The organism is Hymenobacter sp., from assembly GCF_036387835.1.
In the GTDB taxonomy this organism is placed as follows: domain Bacteria; phylum Bacteroidota; class Bacteroidia; order Cytophagales; family Hymenobacteraceae; genus Hymenobacter.
Map to the genome: position 1 here is coordinate 1 of NZ_DASVSY010000021.1, position 22,040 is coordinate 22,040.

A 22,040-nucleotide genomic window follows, 5' to 3' on the forward strand; every position below is an offset into this window, starting at 1 on the left:
AAGCCAGAGGCCTTGACTGCGCCTTCGGTCCCTGGCTTGAGGCACCACATGCGGACGCTAAATCAAGCAGGACCATTCATTAACTTTTAATTTTCTGTAAAAACTACTTCTATTACCTATGTCATTCGAAAAGGAATTTGCTGCGCGGAGGTTGGAATTGTCGGTGAAGGCGAAGAACGGACTTGATTTTATTGTGGCGGCCAGTATTGTGTGGGCGGTTATTGCTTTTGTGTGGACGCTGCCTAGTTCTGCGACCAAGAACAGCTTTATCACCTTTTTTGTGGGCGCGGCTACTTTGCCCCTGGCGTGGCTCTTTTCCAAAGTGCTTCGCACCACCTGGACCATTCCGCACAACCCCATTCAGCCTTTGGGCTTGTGGCTGAACTTCGCGCAGCTGTTTTACTTTCCGTTTCTCGTTTTCATCTACAGCAAGTACCCGCATTATTTTATCATGACCTACGGCATCATTACGGGGGCACATTTCTTTCCCTATGCCTGGTTTTATCAGGCCAAGCCGTATGCCATCATGGCCGGGGTTATTTCCGGCGGATGCCTGCTGCTTGGGCTGCGGACGCCGAGCACTAATCTGTATTTGATTCCGGTTTTTATCGTTTGTTCGCTGCTGGTATTGAGCATTTTGCTTCTGGCTTCTTACCGCCTCAACAAGCGAGCTTATAGTGTTGTGGCCGTACCTTCAACGTAAATTTCGGGTGTTGCCGGCACCTGTATATCGAGCCTATGTTTTCCTACGCTTCGGTTCTCGCCCCTAGCCGTTTGTATTGGCGCGCGCAGCTTATCGGCTGGAGTTTGTACCTGGTGTTTAGTGCCGTCGTGTTCAGCGCCTTTGGGCAAACTACACGGGATACACTTCCTATTCTTCTGGTGATTGTGAGTACGATGGCGCTGCTCACGCACGGGCTACGCTACCACATTCAAGCCAACGACTGGCAACGGTTGGCGCCGCTGCCCTTGCTGAGCCGGTTGGTGCTTATGAATGCCTTGCTCGCGGTGCTGAGCCAGGTTATTATATGGGCGGTACTCATTTTGGTAATACAGCCTACTGGCGACGGCAAACCCCACGGGTGGGCGCAGTTTATCGGCTATGTGTTCAACGTCAACTTTGTGCTGTGGCTTTGGGTGGGCTTCTACTTCGGCTGGCACTACCTGCGCAGCTACCAGCAGGCCGAGGTAGATAAGTGGAAGCTGGCGGCGGCAGTGCAGGAGGCCGAGATGCGCACGCTCAAAGCGCAAATCAACCCCCACTTCATGTTCAACGGGCTCAATAACATCAGGGCGCTGGTGATGGAAGACCCCGGCCGGGCCCGCGACATGATTACCCATCTTTCCGACCTGTTGCGCTACTCCATCCAACTCAGCAGTGCCGAACAGGTGCCGCTAAGCCGGGAGCTGGAAATTGTAGAGCATTATCTGCAACTGGAAGCCATGCAGTTGGAAGAGCGCCTAACCTATTCGCTCGATGTAGATCCGGCCGCCCTGCCCGCTCTCATCCCACCCATGACCTTGCAACTGCTGGTAGAAAATGCTATCAAGCACGGCATTGCGCCCCGGCCGGAAGGCGGTTTTATTCACCTCACTGCTCAACCCGATGCAGCTAGCGGGCAACTCCATATTGTGGTGCGCAACACAGGCTACTACCAGCCACTGCCAGGGCACGAAGGCGTAGGCCTGCGCAATGCCCGCGAGCGAATCGCCCTACTGTTCGGCAGCGCTACCGCCCTCGATATTCACAACGATTCCACCGCCCCTAATACCGTAGTAGCGCACCTCCAACTACCTATGCAAGCCCCTACGCTTCTTGAAGCTTGATGCGCAGCAACCCAAAGTCCACTGTATCAAGCAAGCTTTTAGAGGCAGTTTAAGTTACGTTTTCGAAATCAGCGCACGATGCAGAGGCGCCTCTTTGCGTCTCATCGTTAAACAAAATCGGCGGGTTGGTGCGGGCGACAAGACGCAAAGAGGCGTCTCTACACCGTTCGAACCGGTTGTTGGCTAACGCAAACAGCTTTTTACGAAATCAGTTAACTTCTTACATGTCATGCCGAGGCTACGAAGCATCTCGCGTACTGAGGTTGAGTTTACCACCCTGGCGAGATGCTTCGGTTCCGGCTGCGCCTACACTCAGCATGACGTTTAAGAGGTTAACTGATTTCTTAAAAGATCTAAAGGCAAAAAATCAGCGAAACAAGGTTAATCAGCGCAAATCAGCATTTTATGAAGATATTGCTCGTCGATGACTCCCGACTGGCCCGCATTGAGCTGCGCCACCTGCTGCAAGCTTTCCCGGAGGTGACGGTAGTAGGCGAAGCCCGCCATGCAGCCGAGGCTCGCACCCGCATTCAGGAACTGCAACCCGACTTGCTGCTGCTCGACATCCACATGCCCGGCGAAACGGGTTTCGAGCTGCTGGCCTCGCTGGAAGCTGCGCCGCACGTGGTTTTCACCACCGCCTACGACGAATATGCCTTGCGCGCCTTTGAAGTAAACGCCCTCGACTACCTGCTCAAGCCCATCGAGACCAAGCGGCTGGCGGTGGCGCTGGCTAAGGTACAGAGTAAGCTGAGCGCCGCTTCTGCTCCCGAGCCCGTTTCCGCAACTTTCCAGGCGGAAGAGCCAAGCCCGACGCCGCTTACCGAGCAGGACCAGGTATTTGTGAAGGATGGGGAAAGGTGCTGGTTTGTGCGCCTGGCAGATATTCGCCTCTTCGAAATCAACGGCAGCTACACGCAAATCTATTTCGACCAGCACCGCCCCCTTATTCCGCGCACCTTGCAGCACCTGGAGCAGCGCCTCGACCCGCGCGTGTTTTTCCGGGTGAACCGCCAGCAGATCATCAACTTGAAATGGGTGGATGGGATTGAGCCTTGGTTCAGCAATTCGCTAAAAATCAAGCTACGAGGCGGCCCCGAAGTGGAAGTTTCACGCCAGCAATCCGTACGCTTCCGCGAGTTACTGAGTCTATGAGTAGTCCATAAGATGTAGCACGGAACGGAAGCCACTGGATTTCCGCGCTACATGCAACGAAAAAGCCCCGCCAGAATAAATCTGGCGGGGCTTTTTCGTTGAGTTCAAGTTAGACTACTGCTTAGCGGGGGTTTCTTCTACTGCTTTGCCAGCGGGCTGGTCGCGTACTACGGCCGTGTCGCCAGCTTCAGGAGCTATTTCAGTGGCGGCTTGGTCGGTGGCGTTTTCTACGGCGTCGCCTGCTTTTTCGGTGGTATTGGCCGCGTCGGTGGCGGCGCTGTCGGCGGTTGCTTCAGCGTTTTCCTGCGTTTTCTCCGAGCAAGAAGTTAGAGCGAAAGGAGCAAAAGCAGCGAGAACCAGCAGGGATTTAACAGAGAATTTCATGACGTAGGAGTTAGGTTTTTCTGTGGATTGATATCATCTTGATACCACGCATTTCAAAAAGTAACCTGCTCAGTACCTAAAATTGGTTGAGAAATCATCTGCCTCCTCGGGCTGCTCCGCCTGGAACCGGCAGGTTTTCATGCTTGACTTGATGCTTTTCAACCGTCCTCTGGCTTGCCAACCCGGCAAGCAACACCGATTCCATAGGGCCGTCTGTCTAAGCAGAAAACCACTGTATTCTTCAACTTTCTTCACGTAACTACCGCTCTATGAGAAGCCTGTTTACCTCGTTTGCTGTGCTCCTGGTTGGTGCGCAGGCCTACGGCCAGACCGCCATCAAGCCCCTGCCTTACCCCCAAACCAAAAAGGTAGACACCACTACCACTTACTTCGGTGCCAAAGTAGCGGACCCTTACCGCTGGCTGGAAAACGACCAGGCCGGGGATACTAAGTCGTGGGTGCAGGAAGAAAACAAGGTGACGCAGAACTACCTGAGTCAGATTCCGTACCGTGATGCCATCCGCAAGCGCCTCGAAACGCTGTGGAACTACGAGAAATACGGCGCGCCTTTCAAGGAGGGCAAGTACACCTACTTCAACAAGAACACGGGCCTGCAAAGCCAGTCGGTGCTGTACCGGCAGCTGGGCACGGGCACCCCGGAGGTGTTTCTAAACCCCAACAACTTCTCGAAGGACGGCACCACATCACTAGCGGGCATCAGCTTCACCAAAGACGGCAGCCTGGCCGCCTACCAGATTTCGGAGGGCGGCTCAGACTGGCGCAAGGTGATCGTGCTGCGCACCGCCGACAAATCCATCCTGGGCGACACGCTGAAGGACGTTAAGTTTTCGGGGCTGGCCTGGAAGGGCAACGACGGCTTCTACTACAGCAGCTACGACAAGCCCAAGGCCGGCAGCCAGCTGGCCGGCATGACGCAGCTCCACAAGCTGTACTACCACAAGCTCGGCACGCCCCAAACCACCGATAAGCTCGTTTTCGGAGGGGAGAAAACACCGCGCCGCTACATCAGCGCTTCGCTCACCGAGGACGAGCGGTTCCTGGTTATCAGCGGCGCCAACACCACCACCGGCAACGAGCTCTACCTTCAGGACCTGAGCAAGCCCGGCAGCGCTATTGTACAGGTAGTCGACAACGAGAAGAACGAGGTAGACGTGGTAGACAATGTGGGCAGCAAGCTCTACCTCTTCACTAACCTCAACGCCCCCAACAACCGGGTGGTGACGGTGGACGCCGCCAACCCCAAGCCGGCCAACTGGAAAGACTTGATTCCGGAAACCAAAAACGTGCTGCGCGTATCGACGGGCGGCGGTAAAATCTTCGCCAACTACCTCAAGGACGCCACTTCCCTGATCGAGCAGTACGATATGAGCGGCAAGAAAGAGCGGGCCATCGAGCTGCCGTCGGTAGGTTCGGCGGGCGGCTTCGGCACCAAGAAAGAAGAAAAAGAAACCTACTACACCTTCACCTCCTACATCTACCCGCCCACCATCTTCAAGTACGATATTGCCACCGGCAAATCAACGGTTTACAAAAAGGCAGGCGTGCAGTTCGACCCTACTAAGTACGAGTCCAGGCAGGTGTTTTACAACTCCAAGGACGGCACCCGCATCCCAATGATTATCACCTACAAGAAAGGCGTGGCGCTGAACGGCAAGAACCCGACGCTGCTGTACGCCTACGGGGGCTTCAACTCCAGCGTCACGCCGGGCTTCAGCACCAGCAACATCATTTTGCTGGAAAACGGCGGCATCTACGCCGTGCCCAACATTCGGGGTGGCGGCGAGTACGGCGAAAAGTGGCACTTGGCCGGCACCAAGCTGCAAAAGCAGAATGTGTTCGACGACTATATTGCCGCCGCCGAGTATTTAGTGAAGAACAACTACACTTCCAAAGACTACCTCGCTATTTCAGGGGCTTCCAACGGCGGCTTGCTGGTGGGCGCCACCATGGCCCAGCGCCCCGATTTGTTTAAAGTGGCCTTCCCCGCGGTGGGCGTGATGGACATGCTGCGCTACAACAAGTTCACGGCCGGCGCCGGTTGGGCCTACGACTACGGCACGGCCGAAGATTCCAAGGAGATGTTCGAGTACCTCTACAAGTACTCGCCTTACCACGCCCTGAAGCCCGCCAGCTACCCCGCCACGCTTGTCACCACCGCCGACCACGACGACCGGGTCGTGCCTGCGCACTCGTTTAAGTTTGCCTCGCGCCTGCAAGAAACGCAGCAAGGCGCCGCCCCGGTGCTCATCCGCATTGAAACCAAAGCCGGCCACGGCGCGGGCCGTTCTACGGCGCAGGTAATCAGCGAGCAGACCGATAAGTGGGCGTTCATGTTCCAAAACATGGGCGTGCCCTACAACGTGGCCAACTAGTACCCTGCTTGCTTGGTTAAGCGAAACCCGAGCCCCGCTGAACTTCAGCAGCAACTTAAGTAGCCCATAAAATACCAAAAAAAGGATAAGCCCGATGAGCCACCGCTATGTAGCGGCTCATTGGGCTTATCCTTTTTCGGGTGTTGTCCCGGTATCAACTCTAGGCTAGCTCGCTTTTTCGGCCTTCATTTTGGCTTTGCCTTTCTTGTTGTTCATTTTGGCTTTGCCATCCGTGGTCTTCATTTTTCCTTTCTTGTCATTCATCTTCACCTTGGTAGTATCGCCTTGCATAGGAGCAGTTTGAGAGAAGGCTGGCGCGATAGAACCAAGCAGAAATGCAGAAAGGGCAGCAGTGAACAGGACCTTTTTCATGGGATGAGGGATAAACTGTGAGAGAAGGAAGGTACCTGTCTGTTCGACGAACACATAGGTAAATCCTCATACGCAAGCTCGGCCTGGTCTGTTGTTTGGTCTAGTTATTAATCAGTTGCCTTCTCTGCCAAGCACTGCCAGCAACTTAGGCTACGGTCTTTGCTGCTGAACTTCAGAATAGATGGGAGCACTAAGGATGAGCCGTCGGCAGGAATCCTTGAATGGTCCCGATTAGAACAGGCAGAAATGAAAAACCACCCGTCCAATCAGGACGGGTGGTTTTTAGCTTAGCAGCTAGGCTAGTTGGCCTAGCATGAGTATGGTATTAGCGGGTAGTAGTACCGCCAGTGGTGCCCGAAGTAGTCGTGCCAGTGGTACCTGCCGTAGTGCTACCCGAGGTAGTACCGGTGGTGGTTGTGCCAGTGGTAGCGCCGGAAGTGGTGCCCGAGGTAGTGGTACCGGTGGTAGTAGAGCCACTGGTAGAGGTTCCAGAAGTGCTAGTTCCTGTCGTAGTCGTACCAGCATCACTACCCGAAGTAGAGCTGGCAGGGGTGTCGGTGCTCGTGCTCGTGCAAGAAGAAAGGGCCGCACCGGCACTGAAAAGGAGAGCAACTACACGGATGGTCCAGGCTGAATTCTTAGTCTGTTTCATAGGAATGAAAGTATGATGAGGTGAACGGTGAACAGGCACCTTGTGTTTGTGAAGCCCTTCTACGGAGGTTCTTGTCAAATTGATATAAATCATGTAAATAAAACACATATTTCTCCCCAAACCATGTATTCGCGCTGCTCTATCTAGCCTTTTTACTTCTCTATAAATTATTGATATACAATTGTTTACGTAATTTCCGTCGACCTGAAGCTACCTAACACAATTTTCGAGCAAAAAATCTCAACAATGGCCCAAAGCTGTCGAACCTCTGTCGCTGAACAGGTTCTCGCGGTCGAAATCCAGCAGTAGAAATCAGACAGTTGACTCCCTTATTCAAGGCCCGTGCAGCCAGGCAAAACCAGTTAAAATTCGGGAGTCGACAAGGCCCGCCGGTTGCTATATTTTGCAACGGCAGGACTATCTTTCGGAGTCCATTATCATTCCGAATTATTTCTTGTGACTTACCCGGAATTTGAAGTCTGCTTACGCTCGACTGGCCGCATTAAACGGGCCGACTGCATATTATTTCTGCGAGATGCTTATGACTTATTGGAAGTGCCCGGACCTTGATTCTGCAGCTGCTGCACGCCGTTTTGCAACAGACAGGTCAACAACTCAACAACTGAAGCCAATAAAACCAGCTGCTAGCTTCAAGCGCCAGAAAGCTGATCTGAAGGAAGCATTGCTGGCTACCCTACTGCTAGTGCAGCAAACGTCGTTGTGGTATACTGGTTAAGCGACGTTTGCTAGACCATTCAGCTCCAAATGTCCTCCACGTCTGCTGTCTTACCTATAATCTAGTACTTGCCTCTCACTATTCTTTTCGACTTACAATTCTATGCTACGACAAATACTACTGCCCTTACTTACTTCATTGATGACCCTGACCGCCGTTGCTCAGGCACCGGTATCGCCTACTTGGGGTTGGGCGGTGGCTTTGACCAGCACCCGCCCGGGCATAATGGAGCAGACCGATATGGCTGTAGATGCGGCTGGAAACACTTATGTGACAGGTATTTTTGAGGGCACTCAAACCTTTGGCTCCTTTACTCTGACTACCCCGATCCAAGATAACTTCTTGCTGAAACTGAACCCAACCGGCAGTGTGGAGTGGGTAGAAAAACTTGGCAATGACATGCGGAGCGGTGCGGCAGCTATAGCCCTCGATGCGACCGGCAATGTGTACCTGACGGGCGTTTTCAGGGGGCAGATGGTAGTTGGCAGCACCACGCTCACCAGCGCAAGCTCGAGCGCTTACGTGGCCAAGTTCACGCCTCAAGGCACCGCAATATGGGCCAAACAAAGCACTGCCACCGGCTACGGCTACGCCTCAGGTCACGACATTGCCGTTGACGCGACGGGTAACGTGTATCTGAGTGGGACCTTCGGTTACAATATCACTTTTGGACCCAACTCGCTTTCTACTACCACCACCACGACAATGTTCTTGGTTAAGTATGATGCAACTGGTACCGTGCAATGGGCTCTTCAGGATGGCGCCACTGATGCGACTAGAGGTATTCGTGAGAGTATAGCTATTGCTCCTGATGGCTATATATACCTGTTTGCCAGTGCAGAGGATAATATAATTTTTGGTGCAACCGCGTACAATAATCCAACCGGAGAAGACTGTTATCTAGCTAAATATGACTCGTTGGGCAGCCGGCATGGGGTGCAGCAGTTCAGTGGTACCGGCAGTGCAAGCGGGTTTGTAGGTAACGTTACCGCCGATGCTAACGGGAGCGTCTACGTGACCTTCAGCTTCTCTGGCACTTTCACTTTAGGAAGTACAGTCCTCCAATCCAACGGCTCTCAATACACCGACATAGCGCTGGTAAAATACACAAACCAAGGCGCTATAGAATGGGTGCAAACGAGCGGAGGTACCCAACAAGATTACGCCCGCTCGGTCGCCATCGATGCCGCTGGCAATCCATACTTAGTAGCTTGTTTCATCGGGCCGACCACTTTCGGCACCAGCACCTTCACTACCAATGTACTCTGGGATGCCGTAATACTTAGCTACACGCCACAGGGAACCTTACGCTGGGTAACCACCTACGGTGGTGTCGATGCAGATGATTGCAAGCGCATCGGCTTCGACGGTGCTGGTGTTGCCCGCGTAACAGGGCACTTCACAAATCAAATGTCGTTGGGCACTATTACCCTTACAGCCGCTGGTAGCACTGCCAACTGGTACGTAGCACAATTATTTGACCCACTGCCACCAGTACTTACAGTAGCCAGTCTGGCACCTAGTAGTGGAGGCCCTGGCCAAGCCGTTACGGTTTTGGGTTCAGGCTTTGCAGGTGTCATAGAAGTGCTTTTCAATGGTACCCCAGCTTCCGCTTTCACTGTGCAGTCGGCAACTAGGCTAGAGGCCATTGTTCCGGCTGGGGCAACAGTAGGTCCTATTAGTGTGCGCACCAGCGCTAGTACCAGCAGTTCCAACACCAACTTCCAACCGACGCCTCTTAGTACTTCAGCACCTCTTGCAATCAACAAGTTGCCCCTATACCCCAACCCCGCCACATCTGCCGTGTACTTATCAGGCGTATCGGCCCGTAGTGAAGTACAGCTTCTCGATGCACTAGGCCGGGTAGTGCGTACTACCACCATAGCCTCGGATGCCACCGTGTCGGTGCGGGGACTGACCGCTGGCTTATACGTGGTGCGCGCTATTGATGCGCAAGGCCGCCAGTATACGGGTCGGCTGATGGTGGAGTAGATACCTTTTTCCTCTTCTAGTCAGCCTTCACTGCTCTGGTTGAGCAGGGCAATGGTGGACCGCGGCTGCCACTGCCGGCCGTTGTGGCGGAAGAGCGTGAGGGCCTGCACCGGGAAGGTAGCGGCGTAGGGCCGGGCGGCAAACAGCTGGCGTAGCTCGGGCACCTGCGCGGCGGGCAGGTCGCGGGTGGCCAGGGTGAGGTGCGGTGTGAAGGGGCGGTTTTCGCGCGGTACTTCCGGCAAATGCGTGGCGCACCAGTCGGTGAGGGCGGCGTGAAAGGCTTTTACGGGTTCCGCTTCGCTCACGTGCACAAACAGCGTACGGTTGCCAAACCACGCGAAATTCTTTAGGTTAACCGTAAATGCTGTTTGGGTAGCAGCGAAATCGGTTAGGACTGCCGCGCATTTCACTTCAAAGTCATCGGACTGGCGAATAGGAGGTATCAGGGTGATGTGCGGCGGCAGGCGCACAGCGTTGCGGCTGCCCGTAAGTTGGTGCACCTCCTGCTTCATGGCCCACGTTTCGGAGAATACGGGTTCTGGCGGGAGTACCGCCACTAGATAGAGAGTTTGCATAGAAGGTGGGAGGCTGTTGCTTGGTGCGGTTCTTTGATTGGTGTATTACTTTATCCTTTCCTCGTCCTCGGGTCTAAGGGTCGCTCAACAAACGGTTTACGTTATTCGTCAGGCTCCCGACCAATATGCAGAGACGCAACACTTTGCGTCTCGTCGTTGCACAACCCGTCTAGGCAGCTTTTCTAGTATCGGAAGCAGCAAGGCGAAGCCTGCGGCTCGCGTATCGTTGCTAACTCCCGCACCATCCTCTTCCGCCCCGACCTAGCCGTACCCGACAGCTACACCGTCCGCAACGACGTCTACGTCTACAACCACTCCGTGCGCCTGAGCTTCAACTACCAGTCCGGAGGCACTAGCTCCGACCCCACCCGCCCCCGCAAGAGCATCCGCAACGACGACCAGAAAAAAGGCGAATGCGGCAACTAGCCTCGAAAGCAGCAGCTCTGGCGAAACTAAGGCCTCACCCAACGTTGGCCGTGGCAAAGCAGCAGCGCACGCCGGGCACCACGGACTACAGACGGGTAACGTCCGGGCCTAAGAATGGCCTTGCCCTGTTGCGCCAACCTCATCAGGAGTGTAAACAAGGCAGGTTTTTGGCTGTTCTTACCTCTATTGCCCTTCTACTTCAAGACAGATCATGGAATACAGACAATTAGGTGCCTCGGGGCTGCATGTGCCCGTACTAAGTTTCGGCACGGCCACTTTTGGGGGTGGCAACGAGTTCTTCAAAGCCTGGGGTAGCACCGATGTAGCCGAGGCCCGCCGCCTGCTGGATATCTGCCTGGAAGCGGGCGTCAATTTCTTCGACACAGCCAACGTGTACTCGAACGGCATGGCCGAGGAAATCCTGGGCCAGGCGCTGGATGGGCGCCGCCACGAAACGCTTATCGGCACCAAAGCCACCTTCCCCATGGGCGAAGGTCCCAACGATTTCGGCTCCTCGCGCCTGCACCTGCTCAAGTCGTGCGAAGACAGTTTGCGCCGCCTCCAAACCGATTACATCGACGTGTACTACCTGCACGGCTTCGACGGCCGTACGCCGGTGCAGGAAACCCTCCGCGCCCTCGACGACCTGGTGCAGAGCGGCAAGGTGCGCTACATTGCCTGCTCCAACTTCTCGGGCTGGCATCTCATGAAATCGCTTTCGGTGTCGGAGCGCTACGGGTGGGCCCGCTATGTTGGTCATCAGGTATACTACTCGCTTATCAACCGCGAGTACGAGTGGGAGTTGATGCCGCTGGCCCTTGACCAGAACGTGGGCGCGGTGATATGGTCGCCGCTGGCGAGTGGGCGCCTTAGTGGCAAAGTGCGCCGCGGCCAGCCCATACCAGACAGCAGCCGCCTCAAACAAGGCGGTGGCCAGGGCCCCGACGTACCCGACGAGCTGCAATACAACATCGTGGACGTGCTCGATGAGTTGGCCGCCGAAACCAGCAAGTCGGTGTCGCAGGTGGCGCTCAACTGGCTGCTGCAGCGCCCCACGGTCACGAGTTTGGTGTTTGGCGCCCGCAACGAGGAGCAGCTACGGGATAACCTGGGCGCAGTCGGCTGGAACCTTACGCCCGAGCAAGTGGCTCGCCTCGACAAGGCCAGTGATACGCCGCCCATCTACCCCTACTGGCACCAGCGCAATTTGCCTCAGCTCAACCCGCTACCCGTGTAAGGAGCAGCCTTGTGAATAGGTCTGCTTTTGTTTGCACAGTACAGGTTACCACAAACTACCTGCGGAACAGCAGTAAACCGAGTTTATTTTAGAATCTCCACGGAAAATTCTAAAAGGCTGCTGACAACAAAAATGCTTATAGACTTTACCCGATAGTAGCCCGGCTGCCACTATACAGCTTGTTTCCTCTGGTTTCCAAAGAGATGCCGGCTGTAGTAGTTAGTTCACTTAGCACCTAAGGGGCATGTGGTTTACCTTTGCCCAATGATGCCAGTTTTTCCCCGCTTTCGTTTTCTGTTGCCCTGCGTGCTACTGGCACTATTTGCTGGTTGTGAATCAGACGACACCGCCGAACCGACCCCTGACCACTTAACCCTGGGCAACCCGAGCGGTGCCACTGCCGACGTCAACCAGCCTACTAACTATCTGCTCACTAAGCCGCAGTACACGCTCTCCTATCATCGCGACCGGGGCATTCCGAATTGGGTGAGCTGGCACCTGAGTTCGGAGTGGTTGGGCAGCGCCGCGCGGCAGGATGATTTCCGGGCTGATGCTTCTCTCCCAACCGGCTGGTATCAAGCGCAAAGCAGCAGCTACACGGGTTCGGGGTTTGACCGGGGCCATAATTGCCCGTCGGCCGACCGCACCAAAACGGTGGCCGACAACTCGGCCACTTTCCTGATGACCAACATGATACCGCAGGCCCCCAACAACAACCAGCAAACCTGGGGCGACCTAGAGGAGTATTGCCGCACGCTTGCCAAAGCCGGCAACGAGCTATACATCGTCATGGGGCAGTATGGCACCGGTGGTACTGGCTCGAACGGCACCAAATCAACCCTCGACAATGGCCGCATAACCGTGCCGAAACGCATTTGGAAGGTTATCGTCGTGCTGCCAGAAGGCTCCGATGATGCAAGTCGCGTCAGTAGCACCACGCGCGTCATTGCCGTCGATACGCCTAATAGCAATTCTCTGAACCCTGGTTGGGCAGGCTACCGCACCACCGTCGACGCTATTGAGGATGCTACTGGCTACGATTTGCTATCGGCAGTGCCCGTAGCAACGCAACGCACTGTAGAGTCTCGGGTTGATACCGGACCTAGCCAATAGTAACTTAGTTGCTCTAGAAGCAACAACGCCCTGTTTTGCAGCCTAAATAGGATTTGTAAACTACTGCAGTACAGCGCCTATAACTCAAGGATACAACGTGTATTTCTTGCGCATGACTTTGTAGGTGGAAAGCTGCGGCTCCCAGGTTTTACGAATTTCCTGCTCGCTTTTACCCGCTACAATCTGTTCTTTCAGAAGCGTAGTCCCGGCCAGGAAGTCGATGTTGCCCATCTGTTTGCTCTGGCTTCTGTCGAAGAATTTCTCTTTAACTGGATAGGCCTTGTACATCTCTATCAACCAGTTGAGGTTGATCTTGCCGGCCTTACGATAGGCACTTAGATCATACTTTCTCAAATCCAGCCCGTAACAAACCTGGTCTTGGTGCAGGGGTGTTTCCGATTTGCCGGGTATACTTACCGGAGTGAACGAGAAGCTGTATTTGCCTTTCAGCTCCGGGCTGCCTAGCACCGTGAAGGGCATATACGTGCCCCGGCCCTGGCTAATAATAGTCCCCTCGAACAGGCACAGGGAGGGATAAAGCAAGATGGACTGCTGGGTATTTAGATTAGGCGAAGGATTGACGGGCAAGGTGTAATCTAGCGCATGAGAATAATTTTGCACCGGAATGATTTTCAGCTTGCACTTCAGTTGGTTGGGCAGCCAGCCTTCCCCGTTGATCATCTGCGCAAACTCGGCTATGGTCATGCCGTGGGTGATGGGCACGGGAAACTTACCAATGCCTGATTTCAGCTTCATATCCAGCACCGGCCCGTCTACAAAGCCATTTGGGTTGGGCCGGTCCAGTATCAGCAGTTCCTTGCCGTTTTCGGCGCAGGCTTCCATCACGTCGCTTAGCGTGTTGATGTTGGTATAGAAACGGCAGCCCACATCCTGAAGATCAAAAACCATAACATCCAGCGCCTCCATGTCGGCCTTAGTTGGCTTGCGCTTGGCCCCGTACAGTGACACAATCGGGATACCCGTGGCCTGATCTACTTCGTCTTGCACGTGGGCGCCATTGCTGGCATTGCCCCGAAAGCCATGCTCGGGCCCAAACACCTTCACAATGTTGATCTGGCGCGCCTTCAGGCTGTCCACCAAGTGCCTTTTGCCGATAACCGATGTTTGGTTACCAAGCACCCCCACCCTCTTCCCTTTCAGATAAGGCAGGTAGCGCGTGGTTTGCTCAGCCCCCGTCTGGATGGGCTGTTTCGCAAAAGCAAACACTTCCGCAGTTGCAAAGCGCGAGGTGGCAGGCCCCTGAAAAGCAGAAAACAGTAACAGGGCCAGTAAAACAACAAACTTGCGCATGGCTATCTGTTTTAGTTGGAAAACTAAATGTAGCGCTACCCTTCTACAACAAGTTTATCGACGAAGCCGCGGGCCCAAAATAAAGCCCCGATTCTGCGTAGAATCGGGGCTTTATTTTGGGCCAATAACTTGTACCTCAACTATGTAGCGCTAGTGTTTCTCGTAAGCTAGCTTCCCATCCGGGTAAAGTCTGGCTAGCTTTTCCAGCTCGGTGAAGGTAATAATACTAGCCCCTCGCAAGCCACGGGAAGGGTATTCCACGGGGTTGAACTTCACGTCAAACATCGTCGCCATCACATAGTCGCCCATGACCTGCAAGGTGGCGGGCGCTGTAGGAGTAGCGCTGATTCGGATGGTTATAAAGATAGGCGCCGAATAGCTGGTTAACTGTCGGGGCCTGCTCACCAAAACCATAAACTCCTTGTCTACCTTATCCACCATATACCCCTGCCTTACGAGGGCCAGCCCCATTTTATGCAGGGCCGTAGCGGCGCTATCCGTCGTAAGCACGGTAATCACGTTGGCCGATTTGAAGGGAGTTGGCTGGCTTTGCGCTCTTCCAAACAAGCTAAATAGTACAAGAATGAGAGTGAGTAGAGGTTGCTTCATACCAGCCAAAATAGCGAAACTCAACCATTCCAGCATCTATCTCATCCATAAATATTTTATATTTTTAATATTGTTCACCATCATTTGTGCTCGCCGTCAGCCATAAATTCGCTTCCGTGGCGGGTGCAGTCAAACCAGGCTACTTAGCTGCTTGCCCGGCAACTTGCTTACCGAGCAGTGATTTTGAAAGCGTAAGCAACAGCATGGGGTGCTTGGGCCGGCAGGTTCAGTTGCAGCCCTTGCGTGGTTCGCTCGAAGGTGAGTGGCTGGCTGCTACCAGGCAGTTCTACCCGCCTCAAGCAAATGTATAGGCGGGAAAACCTCTTAGCACACAAGCAATGCAGACGGGTTCAACAGAATATCCTCTGTGCAGTGCGCTGAGGCATTTCAGCTAGTAATCCAAAAGTAGTGGTCGAGTAATGTAGAAGTAAACTCGCAAGTATATTAAATATAAAAAACTATATTTAATCTGTAAGGATTCCAATATATTTCTTGATATTTCATGCCCTTTCTTTGCTCTCCGGCATGTTCCTTACTGCTTGCATCATTCTTAACATCGATATGATCGACTGATACCTGTACCACAGATAATGGCTCGATCCAATGGTCTGTAACTAACAGATTATAGAATCTATAAGAGCACTCGTTCTTTCAACCGCACGTAAGTTGATACCAGCAAAAAATAAGATATGAGCAAAAAATACAGACTCGTTATTTTATTAACGGCTAGCTTGATACTGTGTTCTATACAAAAGATAGCAGCGCAACGGACTCAAATAAGAGGCTTCGTAGACGCCTACAGCTATTATCAGGATGGAAAAGCAAACTTTGGTCTTGGCGAGCAGGACTTATTTATTACTTCTGAAATAACCGAACGCTTATCATTCCTAGGCGAAACGGTTGTTAAGTATTCGTTTGATTCACCTACCGATTTCGATATTAGTATCGAGCGTATTATTTTAAAATATAATTATGCTGGAAACCACAGTATTTTACTCGGCAAACATCATACACCAGTTAACTATTGGAACGACACTTACCATCATGGCAGAGTATTCTTTCCCACGGTTGATCGTCCATTAATTTTTTCTCAGGGCATTATACCGCTCCATACCACCGGCGTTAGTTTACAAGGACAAAACCTTGGCCGGGTCCGATTTGGCTACGATGTTATGGTTGGCAACGGATTAGGTTCCGGTGATGTAGCCGATAATAATTTTTTCAAGTCGTTGACCGTAGCCATGCACGTGAAGCCGACCGATGGTATGCGGCTTGGGGCATCTATCTACCATGACGTCATCTCGAAAGGCAGTATGATTCATAATCATTCGAACGGGGTAAGCACAATGGCACTAGCTAAAATAAATCAGAATATAATGACTGGCTCTATTTCTTATAATGATTCTATCTTCTCCAAGAAGTATGAGCTATTAGCAGAGAGCAGTATGGCAGTGAACAAGTCTGATAGTCTTGGTACCCAAAATACAATAGCTTCCTATGCCTATGCCGGCATAAGGCTCACCGATAAAATTATTCCGTATATCAGAGTTGATGATATTCATTACAGAAAACAGGAAGTGTATTACTTAGATAAAAATACTCAGTCATTCGTTGGTGGCCTCCGATATGAGTTAAGTTATTTGGCCGTATTCAAACTTGAGTATCAACACATAAAAAATTATAGAGCTAACGATTCAGATAGAGTTATTTTTCAAGTAGCCGTCGGTTTTTAAAGCAGCGTGTTTATGAATTGGGTTCGTCGGCTTACTTTCAAGTTGCTATTAATCATACTATATAGCCATTCACCTGCCTACTCTCAGGACATGAGCTTAGTTGTAATTGCCAATGGAAAAGGAGTACCCTCCGAGATGAATATGGGCCAGCTTAAATCAACCATGAGAGGAGAAAAATTACGATGGCCAGATGGCAGCAAAGTGATTATAGCGCTTTTAAAAAGCAATACCTCGATTGGAACAAATACAAGTAAGAAGATTTATAACATGACTGGCAATGAATTAAACAAGTACTGGCTCGCCTTGGTATTTCAGGGAAAGGCGGATGCCCCCAACTTCTTCAATTCGGAAGCCGAACTAGAAGAATTCGTTTCACAAACGAACGGTGCTATTGGCGTCGTCAACCGCCCTCCTACTAGCAGTAAGATTGTGGTCATTGACGGTAAAAAGTTTTTATAAGAGCTATCGTGTATAGAATACAAGCCTATTACATCCCATGCTAAATCCGCTCTATCAGACAGCTGTCATTCTACAGGCCAGGCAGTTGCGCTTAACGCTCAAGACTAAAATATGGATGACTGTAACTAGCATAGTATTGCTATTTTCTTTCTTCGTTTTATTTTATCTACCAGCCATTCAGGAAAAATATCTGCTAACCAATTTCAACAAAGAAGTTCAGAACCATGCAAATACAGTTGCCTTGGGAGTGAAGATTGCTATGACTGAACAAAATTTTGAGGGGGTCCAGACCGCCATGGATTTTGTTAAGAAAGATCCATTACTGGTGTTTGTAAGCCTGGTACAGACTGATACCGTCTGGAACAACAGCCATTCTAAGTATCAAATAAATCGGACTGTATTTAAAACCTATCCTGAGCATAGAAAAATAACTATTGATGCTGCATCCAATGATTCGACAATCATAAAACGATCAGCCTTCAGTACGCCCGTGATGCAAGGAGAAATAGTATTGGCTTTCTCAACTAAAGAAATCATTCAGAGTAAAAGGCAAATCCGAATTACTTCGTTGTTTTTTAGCTTCGTAGTATTTAGCATCGGTATCCTAATTGGCTTTGGCTTAGCTAGAAATATATCCATTCCTGTATTGCAGCTAAGAGATGCCGCCACCAAAGTAGGACGGGGCGACCTTACGCAGCGTGTCCTCAATAAATCGAGAGACGAGATTGGAGAGCTTAGTGTTGCCTTCAATAAAATGGTGGATGACTTGTCAACGGCACGTCAGGAATTAGAAGACCGAACCAGCGAATTAATAGTAGAAAAGAGAAAATCAGACGACTTGCTAGAAGGTCTAAAGAAAACGCTTACCGACCTAAAAGAAACGCAAGAACAACTAATTCGACAAGAGAAGTTGGCCTCTATTGGTCAATTAACTAAAGGCCTGGTTGACAGGTTGCTTAATCCCTTAAGCTACGTCAGTAATTTTGCTGCCATATCAAACGAGCTTTTAGAGGAAAGCAAAGAACTTCTAGCTTCAGATAAGTATGCAACTGATAATCATATTCAGTTGGAATTGCTACCGTTGCTCACTATGGTTGAAGTTAATACAGAAAAAATCAAGGAACATAGCTTCAGTTTGACCAGGATAGTAAGAAGCATGGATAAGATACTGCAGGTTAATTCCGACCTCTTTGTTGAAATCGATATAAATTCATTTATAGAAGATCAACTGTCAGTTTATAGAAATGAGTTAGATGAAACATACCAATACATTCCGTTAGAGCTAAACAAAGAACCTGAGCACAAGAGCTTACCTGCTAAAATATTACCTGCAGAAATGAGTTCGGTTATTTTTAGCATTTTAAATAACTCCATGTATTCTTTGCATGAAAGATCATTAATAGATGAAAAATTCAAGCCCAAGGTTACAGTTAGCACTTCACTTGATGAAGAATATGTAGAAATAAGAATAAAGGATAATGGCAAAGGGATGTCAGATGTCGAGAAAAAGCAGCTATTCTCTCCTTTCTTCACAACGAAGCCTACCTCTAAGGGAACAGGTTTAGGACTATTTATCAGCCAAAATATTATTAAAACGCATAAAGGAAATATATCTGTTGATACGAAACAGAATTCATTCACCACGTTTATAATTAAATTGCCCCTATCAACTTCGCTCATAAGCTGAGCTTATCGGTTCCAGGAGTTGCGTAATTATGGCTTACGGCCGTATCGGTATGAATGGTTAGCGCCGCATACGGGCTACGAGCCGCATACGGGCTACGAATTGAAGTCTCCGATACAGTAGCCGCCATCTGTATACCTCAGAGCTAGATTCACCGCGCTCAGCTAGCAGGAGTTCCCAAGTCTACTTCCTAAGGTGGTCTTCTACCCTCTTGCTGTGAACAGCCGTACGGCATGTTTTCGGCTAGCAAGTGCCCTGTGATTTTTAAGGCAATATGCTCTTAGCTGCACCTTTTGTTGAATATCCCCCCTTTTTACGAAGAGATTTCAAGTCGAATTATGCTGTTTTTATAAAAATACCCCCTCAAACTATAAGGCATTTTTCGATTCTTCATATTTCAACTTGTTTTTGTAGAAAGTCTGCAGTACGTTGCCATGAATACGTGAGGCTTGTCTTCTTCATACCGGTAGTTTATGGTTGAAGTCTTTCCGCTTCTCTGGCTGCTAGCTGGTGTGCTGCCACTGATAGCATCATATACCGTGGCCTTTACCCGTTTGTTAGTGAAAAAGCCGGTAGCTCAGAAAAGGCGTGTCGAAACAGGATTTCGAAACTTGCTTGGCACTAGCTTACAGCTTACCTATTGGCCGACTTGTATACGGTGGGCAGTGTGGTTGGGGCTCCTGGGTGGCGCTACCGGCTGTGTTCAACTCAAACCGGGGCAATCAAGTCAATCCACTGAGGTAAAAAAGCGCCGGGTGCTTAGCTACGAGCAGCAATTGCAGCAGCTAGAGTTGGCGGATAGCCTCCGTAATTTCAGTGCGAGCCTGCGCCTGTCAACCGAAGAACAGCAAGCCAATAAGCGTCTGAAAGCCTTGCGAGGGCAAATGCTGGCGCATTATGACTCCGTCCATTTTTTTCCGCCGGCCCGTAACTTCTACCGGGGCCGGCAGCATATGTATGCCACCAAACTTTATAGGCTGCTGAAATCCATGCCCAAGGGCGGCGTGCACCACTTGCATCCGGGTGCGGGGGGCAGCGCGTGGTGGATGGTTGAGCGCGCAATGCGCGAGCCTAACTGCTACGTGTTCTGGCGCCCCGACAACGGCCAGTACCTGAAAGGCCAATTGCAATTCTTTCGGCCGCAGGAGGTTCCGCAGGGCTTTGAGTTGGCGCAGGTGCTGCAACGAACAGTGCCGGGCTTTCCGAACCAGCTCCACGAGCTACTCACCTTCAACGAGCACACGGGCCGGGACTCAGTTGACATTTGGCTGGAATTCGAGAAGTGCTTCCGGCGCATAGGCGGCTTCACGGGCTATCAACCCGTGTTCGAAGACATGGCCGCAGCCACCTTCGATTCGTTGGCCGCCGATGGCGTGCAGCATGTGGAACTGCGAGCCGGCCTGAGTGGCAGCCTCTATGATTTGCAGCACCCTGCGGGTTCGTTTCCCGCCGATTCCATCATCCGCTACTACCAGCGCGCCGCGCAGCGCGTGCGGGCGGCACGGCACTCAGACTTCAGCTTCAAGCTGATTTATGCTGATCTGCGGTTTAAATCAGTTGAGCAGATCAAGCGTAGTTTGCGCACCGCGTTTGCACTGCACCAGCGCCACCCCACCGTCGTGCAGGCGTTTGATTTGGTGGCGCACGAGGATGCGGGTCACCCCACGCGCTACTTCCAGCCGGTGTGGGCCCTGCGCGATTCGCTGGCGGCCGCCACCGGCGTGCGCCTCCCCCTGTGTCTGCACGACGGGGAAAGCACGTGGCAGCACGTTTCCAACGTGAATGATGCGGCCGTACTGGGTAGTAACCGCATCGGGCACGGGTTCAACCTGTCGTTTTTCCCCGCGGCGGAAGACTTGGTCCGGGAGCGAAAAATCTGCATCGAAGTAAGTCCCCTAAGCAACCAAGTGCTTGAATACGTGGGGGATTTACGCATGCACCCGGCTCACACCTGGATCCGGCGCGGCGTGCAAATCTCCATTAGCCCCGACGACCCCAGTATCTTCGACTACGTGGGCGTAACGCCTGATTACTGGTCGATTTTCCTGGCTTGGGAGCTGGATTTGCGGGATTTGAAGCAGCTCGCGCTCAACGGCATCGAATACGGCTTCCTGACAACAGAAGAGAAACAGCGGGCCCGCGCTACCTGGCAGCAACAGTGGCTGGCCTTTGTCGGCCGCATCAATCAGCAAGTTCCTTAAGCCTTGGGCGGTTTTACTTCGCCCTTTTTCACTTTACCGCCTCCCTATGCAACATCGCTGTACTGTTTTCCTGCTGGCCTTGCTCTGGCCACTGCTGGGGGTGGCGCAAACCAAGCCGGCCGCCCCTACAACTACACCCGCCAAGCCCATTCCCGTGCGCGTGGTAGTGGTTACGATGTTCGAGCGTGACAACGACACCGGCGACACCCCCGGCGAATTTCAGTACTGGGTGGAGCGGCTGCCGTTAAAAGAAGTGCTGGCTTTTCCGCAGGGCTACCGGGCGCTGCGCTACAACCCTGAAAAGCAAGTGCTGGGCATCTGCACGGGCATGGGCACCGCCCGGGCGGCCGCTTCCATTATGGCCCTGGGCATGGATCCGCGCTTCGATTTAACCAAGGCGTACTGGCTGGTGGCGGGCATTGCGGGCATCGATCCGGCCGACGGCAGCACGGGCTCGGCGGTGTGGGCCGAGTGGCTGGTGGATGGCGACTTGGCGCACGAAATCGACCCGCGCGAAATCCCTAAAGATTGGACTACCGGCTACCTGCCGCTCAGCAAAACCAAGCCTTATCAGGAGCCAGCGCGGGCGGGCGAGTACAACAACGCCATGCACCTGAATCCGGGGCTGGTGCATTGGGCCTACGAGCTAACCAAAGACCTGAAACTGCCCGACAACGACAAGATTCGGGAAATGCGCCAAGCCTATACCCAGCACGCAGCGGCGCAGCAGCCACCCAAGGTGATGATGGGCGACCACCTGGCGGCCATGACCTACTGGCACGGCGAAAACCTGAATACCTGGGCCAACGACTGGGTCCGCTACTGGACTCAGGGCAAAGGCAACTTCGTTACGTCGGCGATGGAGGATACCGGCACGGGCCAGTCGTTGCAGTTTCTGGCGAAGGCGGGCCGGGTCGACTTCAACCGGTACCTGGTGTTGCGCACGGCCAGCAACTTCACCATGCAGCACCCGGGCATCACGGCCATCCAAAGCCTGGCCAACGAGGAGCATGGCCAAGACAAAGGCTATTCCGCTTATCTGCCGTCGGTGGAAGCCGCTTACCTCACTGGCTCACTGGTGGTAAACCGCCTAGTGAGCAACTGGACTGAATTCGCCAATAAAATTCCCGGCCAGTAGGCCACGCCGTTTTTGCTTGCCCTTTCTGCTTTCGCGCGCCACT

At 52.3% G+C, this 22,040-nt stretch carries 18 protein-coding genes; 12 read left to right on the plus strand and 6 right to left on the minus strand.

What is annotated here, in order from left to right; genetic code table 11:
- Window positions 1–118: 118 nt before the first annotated feature.
- From VF639_RS04215 to VF639_RS04225, 3 genes are all read left to right on the plus strand, one after another.
- A complete protein-coding gene (locus VF639_RS04215; protein ID WP_331144633.1) occupies window positions 119–703 on the plus strand; it encodes a DUF7010 family protein in 585 nt (194 codons plus the stop codon).
- A gap of 35 nt (window positions 704–738) precedes the next feature.
- Complete coding sequence (locus VF639_RS04220) at window positions 739–1,827, plus strand: sensor histidine kinase (RefSeq protein ID WP_331144634.1); 1,089 nt, start codon at window positions 739–741, stop codon at window positions 1,825–1,827.
- A 405-nt stretch (window positions 1,828–2,232) separates the two neighbouring features.
- Complete coding sequence (locus VF639_RS04225) at window positions 2,233–2,982, plus strand: LytR/AlgR family response regulator transcription factor (protein WP_331144635.1); 750 nt, start codon at window positions 2,233–2,235, stop codon at window positions 2,980–2,982.
- Between the two features lie 114 nt (window positions 2,983–3,096).
- On the opposite strand, the gene VF639_RS04230 is transcribed toward VF639_RS04225, so the two are convergent.
- Window positions 3,097–3,366, minus strand: coding sequence for a hypothetical protein (locus VF639_RS04230; RefSeq protein ID WP_331144636.1), 270 nt, complete (start codon window positions 3,364–3,366; stop codon window positions 3,097–3,099).
- A 269-nt stretch (window positions 3,367–3,635) separates the two neighbouring features.
- On the opposite strand from VF639_RS04230, the gene VF639_RS04235 reads away from it, so the two are divergent.
- A complete protein-coding gene (locus VF639_RS04235) occupies window positions 3,636–5,759 on the plus strand; it encodes a prolyl oligopeptidase family serine peptidase (protein ID WP_331144637.1) in 2,124 nt (707 codons plus the stop codon).
- 165 nt (window positions 5,760–5,924) lie between these two features.
- On the opposite strand, the gene VF639_RS04240 is transcribed toward VF639_RS04235, so the two are convergent.
- Window positions 5,925–6,131 carry a hypothetical protein gene (locus VF639_RS04240; RefSeq protein ID WP_331144638.1) on the minus strand — a complete coding sequence of 69 codons (207 nt, stop codon included), beginning with the start codon at window positions 6,129–6,131 and terminating at the stop codon, window positions 5,925–5,927.
- Between the two features lie 325 nt (window positions 6,132–6,456).
- A complete protein-coding gene (locus tag VF639_RS04245) occupies window positions 6,457–6,783 on the minus strand; it encodes a hypothetical protein (protein ID WP_331144639.1) in 327 nt (108 codons plus the stop codon).
- 838 nt (window positions 6,784–7,621) lie between these two features.
- On the opposite strand from VF639_RS04245, the gene VF639_RS04250 reads away from it, so the two are divergent.
- Window positions 7,622–9,511: a T9SS type A sorting domain-containing protein gene (locus VF639_RS04250; protein WP_331144640.1), complete on the plus strand. Its 1,890-nt coding sequence runs from the start codon at window positions 7,622–7,624 to the stop codon at window positions 9,509–9,511.
- A gap of 20 nt (window positions 9,512–9,531) precedes the next feature.
- On the opposite strand, the gene VF639_RS04255 is transcribed toward VF639_RS04250, so the two are convergent.
- Window positions 9,532–10,086, minus strand: a complete 555-nt coding sequence (locus tag VF639_RS04255; protein ID WP_331144641.1) for a 2'-5' RNA ligase family protein — start codon at window positions 10,084–10,086, stop codon at window positions 9,532–9,534.
- Between the two features lie 637 nt (window positions 10,087–10,723).
- Between VF639_RS04255 and VF639_RS04260 the strand changes: the two genes are divergently transcribed.
- Together VF639_RS04260 and VF639_RS04265 are read left to right on the plus strand one after the other, a co-directional pair.
- Entirely contained in the window at window positions 10,724–11,749 is a 1,026-nt protein-coding gene (locus tag VF639_RS04260; RefSeq protein ID WP_331144642.1) for an aldo/keto reductase, read from the plus strand.
- A 264-nt stretch (window positions 11,750–12,013) separates the two neighbouring features.
- Window positions 12,014–12,862, plus strand: coding sequence for a DNA/RNA non-specific endonuclease (locus VF639_RS04265; RefSeq protein ID WP_331144643.1), 849 nt, complete (start codon window positions 12,014–12,016; stop codon window positions 12,860–12,862).
- An 84-nt stretch (window positions 12,863–12,946) separates the two neighbouring features.
- Here VF639_RS04265 and VF639_RS04270 read toward each other — a convergent pair whose 3' ends face one another.
- On the minus strand, window positions 12,947–14,173 hold the full coding sequence (locus VF639_RS04270) for an exo-beta-N-acetylmuramidase NamZ family protein (RefSeq protein WP_331144644.1): 1,227 nt from the start codon (window positions 14,171–14,173) through the stop codon (window positions 12,947–12,949).
- A gap of 150 nt (window positions 14,174–14,323) precedes the next feature.
- Window positions 14,324–14,782 carry a hypothetical protein gene (locus VF639_RS04275; RefSeq protein WP_331144645.1) on the minus strand — a complete coding sequence of 153 codons (459 nt, stop codon included), beginning with the start codon at window positions 14,780–14,782 and terminating at the stop codon, window positions 14,324–14,326.
- A gap of 689 nt (window positions 14,783–15,471) precedes the next feature.
- On the opposite strand from VF639_RS04275, the gene VF639_RS04280 reads away from it, so the two are divergent.
- The 5 genes from VF639_RS04280 to VF639_RS04300 all read left to right on the plus strand — a co-directional run bounded on the left by VF639_RS04280 (window position 15,472) and on the right by VF639_RS04300 (window position 21,997).
- Complete coding sequence (locus VF639_RS04280; protein ID WP_331144646.1) at window positions 15,472–16,515, plus strand: hypothetical protein; 1,044 nt, start codon at window positions 15,472–15,474, stop codon at window positions 16,513–16,515.
- Between the two features lie 90 nt (window positions 16,516–16,605).
- Entirely contained in the window at window positions 16,606–16,974 is a 369-nt protein-coding gene (locus VF639_RS04285; protein ID WP_331144647.1) for a hypothetical protein, read from the plus strand.
- A 37-nt stretch (window positions 16,975–17,011) separates the two neighbouring features.
- Window positions 17,012–18,661, plus strand: a complete 1,650-nt coding sequence (locus VF639_RS04290; protein WP_331144648.1) for a HAMP domain-containing sensor histidine kinase — start codon at window positions 17,012–17,014, stop codon at window positions 18,659–18,661.
- Window positions 18,662–19,323: 662 nt separating this feature from the next.
- On the plus strand, window positions 19,324–20,859 hold the full coding sequence (locus VF639_RS04295; RefSeq protein ID WP_331144649.1) for a hypothetical protein: 1,536 nt from the start codon (window positions 19,324–19,326) through the stop codon (window positions 20,857–20,859).
- Between the two features lie 46 nt (window positions 20,860–20,905).
- The gene (locus tag VF639_RS04300) at window positions 20,906–21,997 is read left to right on the plus strand and encodes a purine nucleoside permease (protein ID WP_331144650.1); all 1,092 of its coding nucleotides are present in this window, start codon (window positions 20,906–20,908) and stop codon (window positions 21,995–21,997) included.
- The last annotated feature ends 43 nt before the right edge of the window (window positions 21,998–22,040 follow it).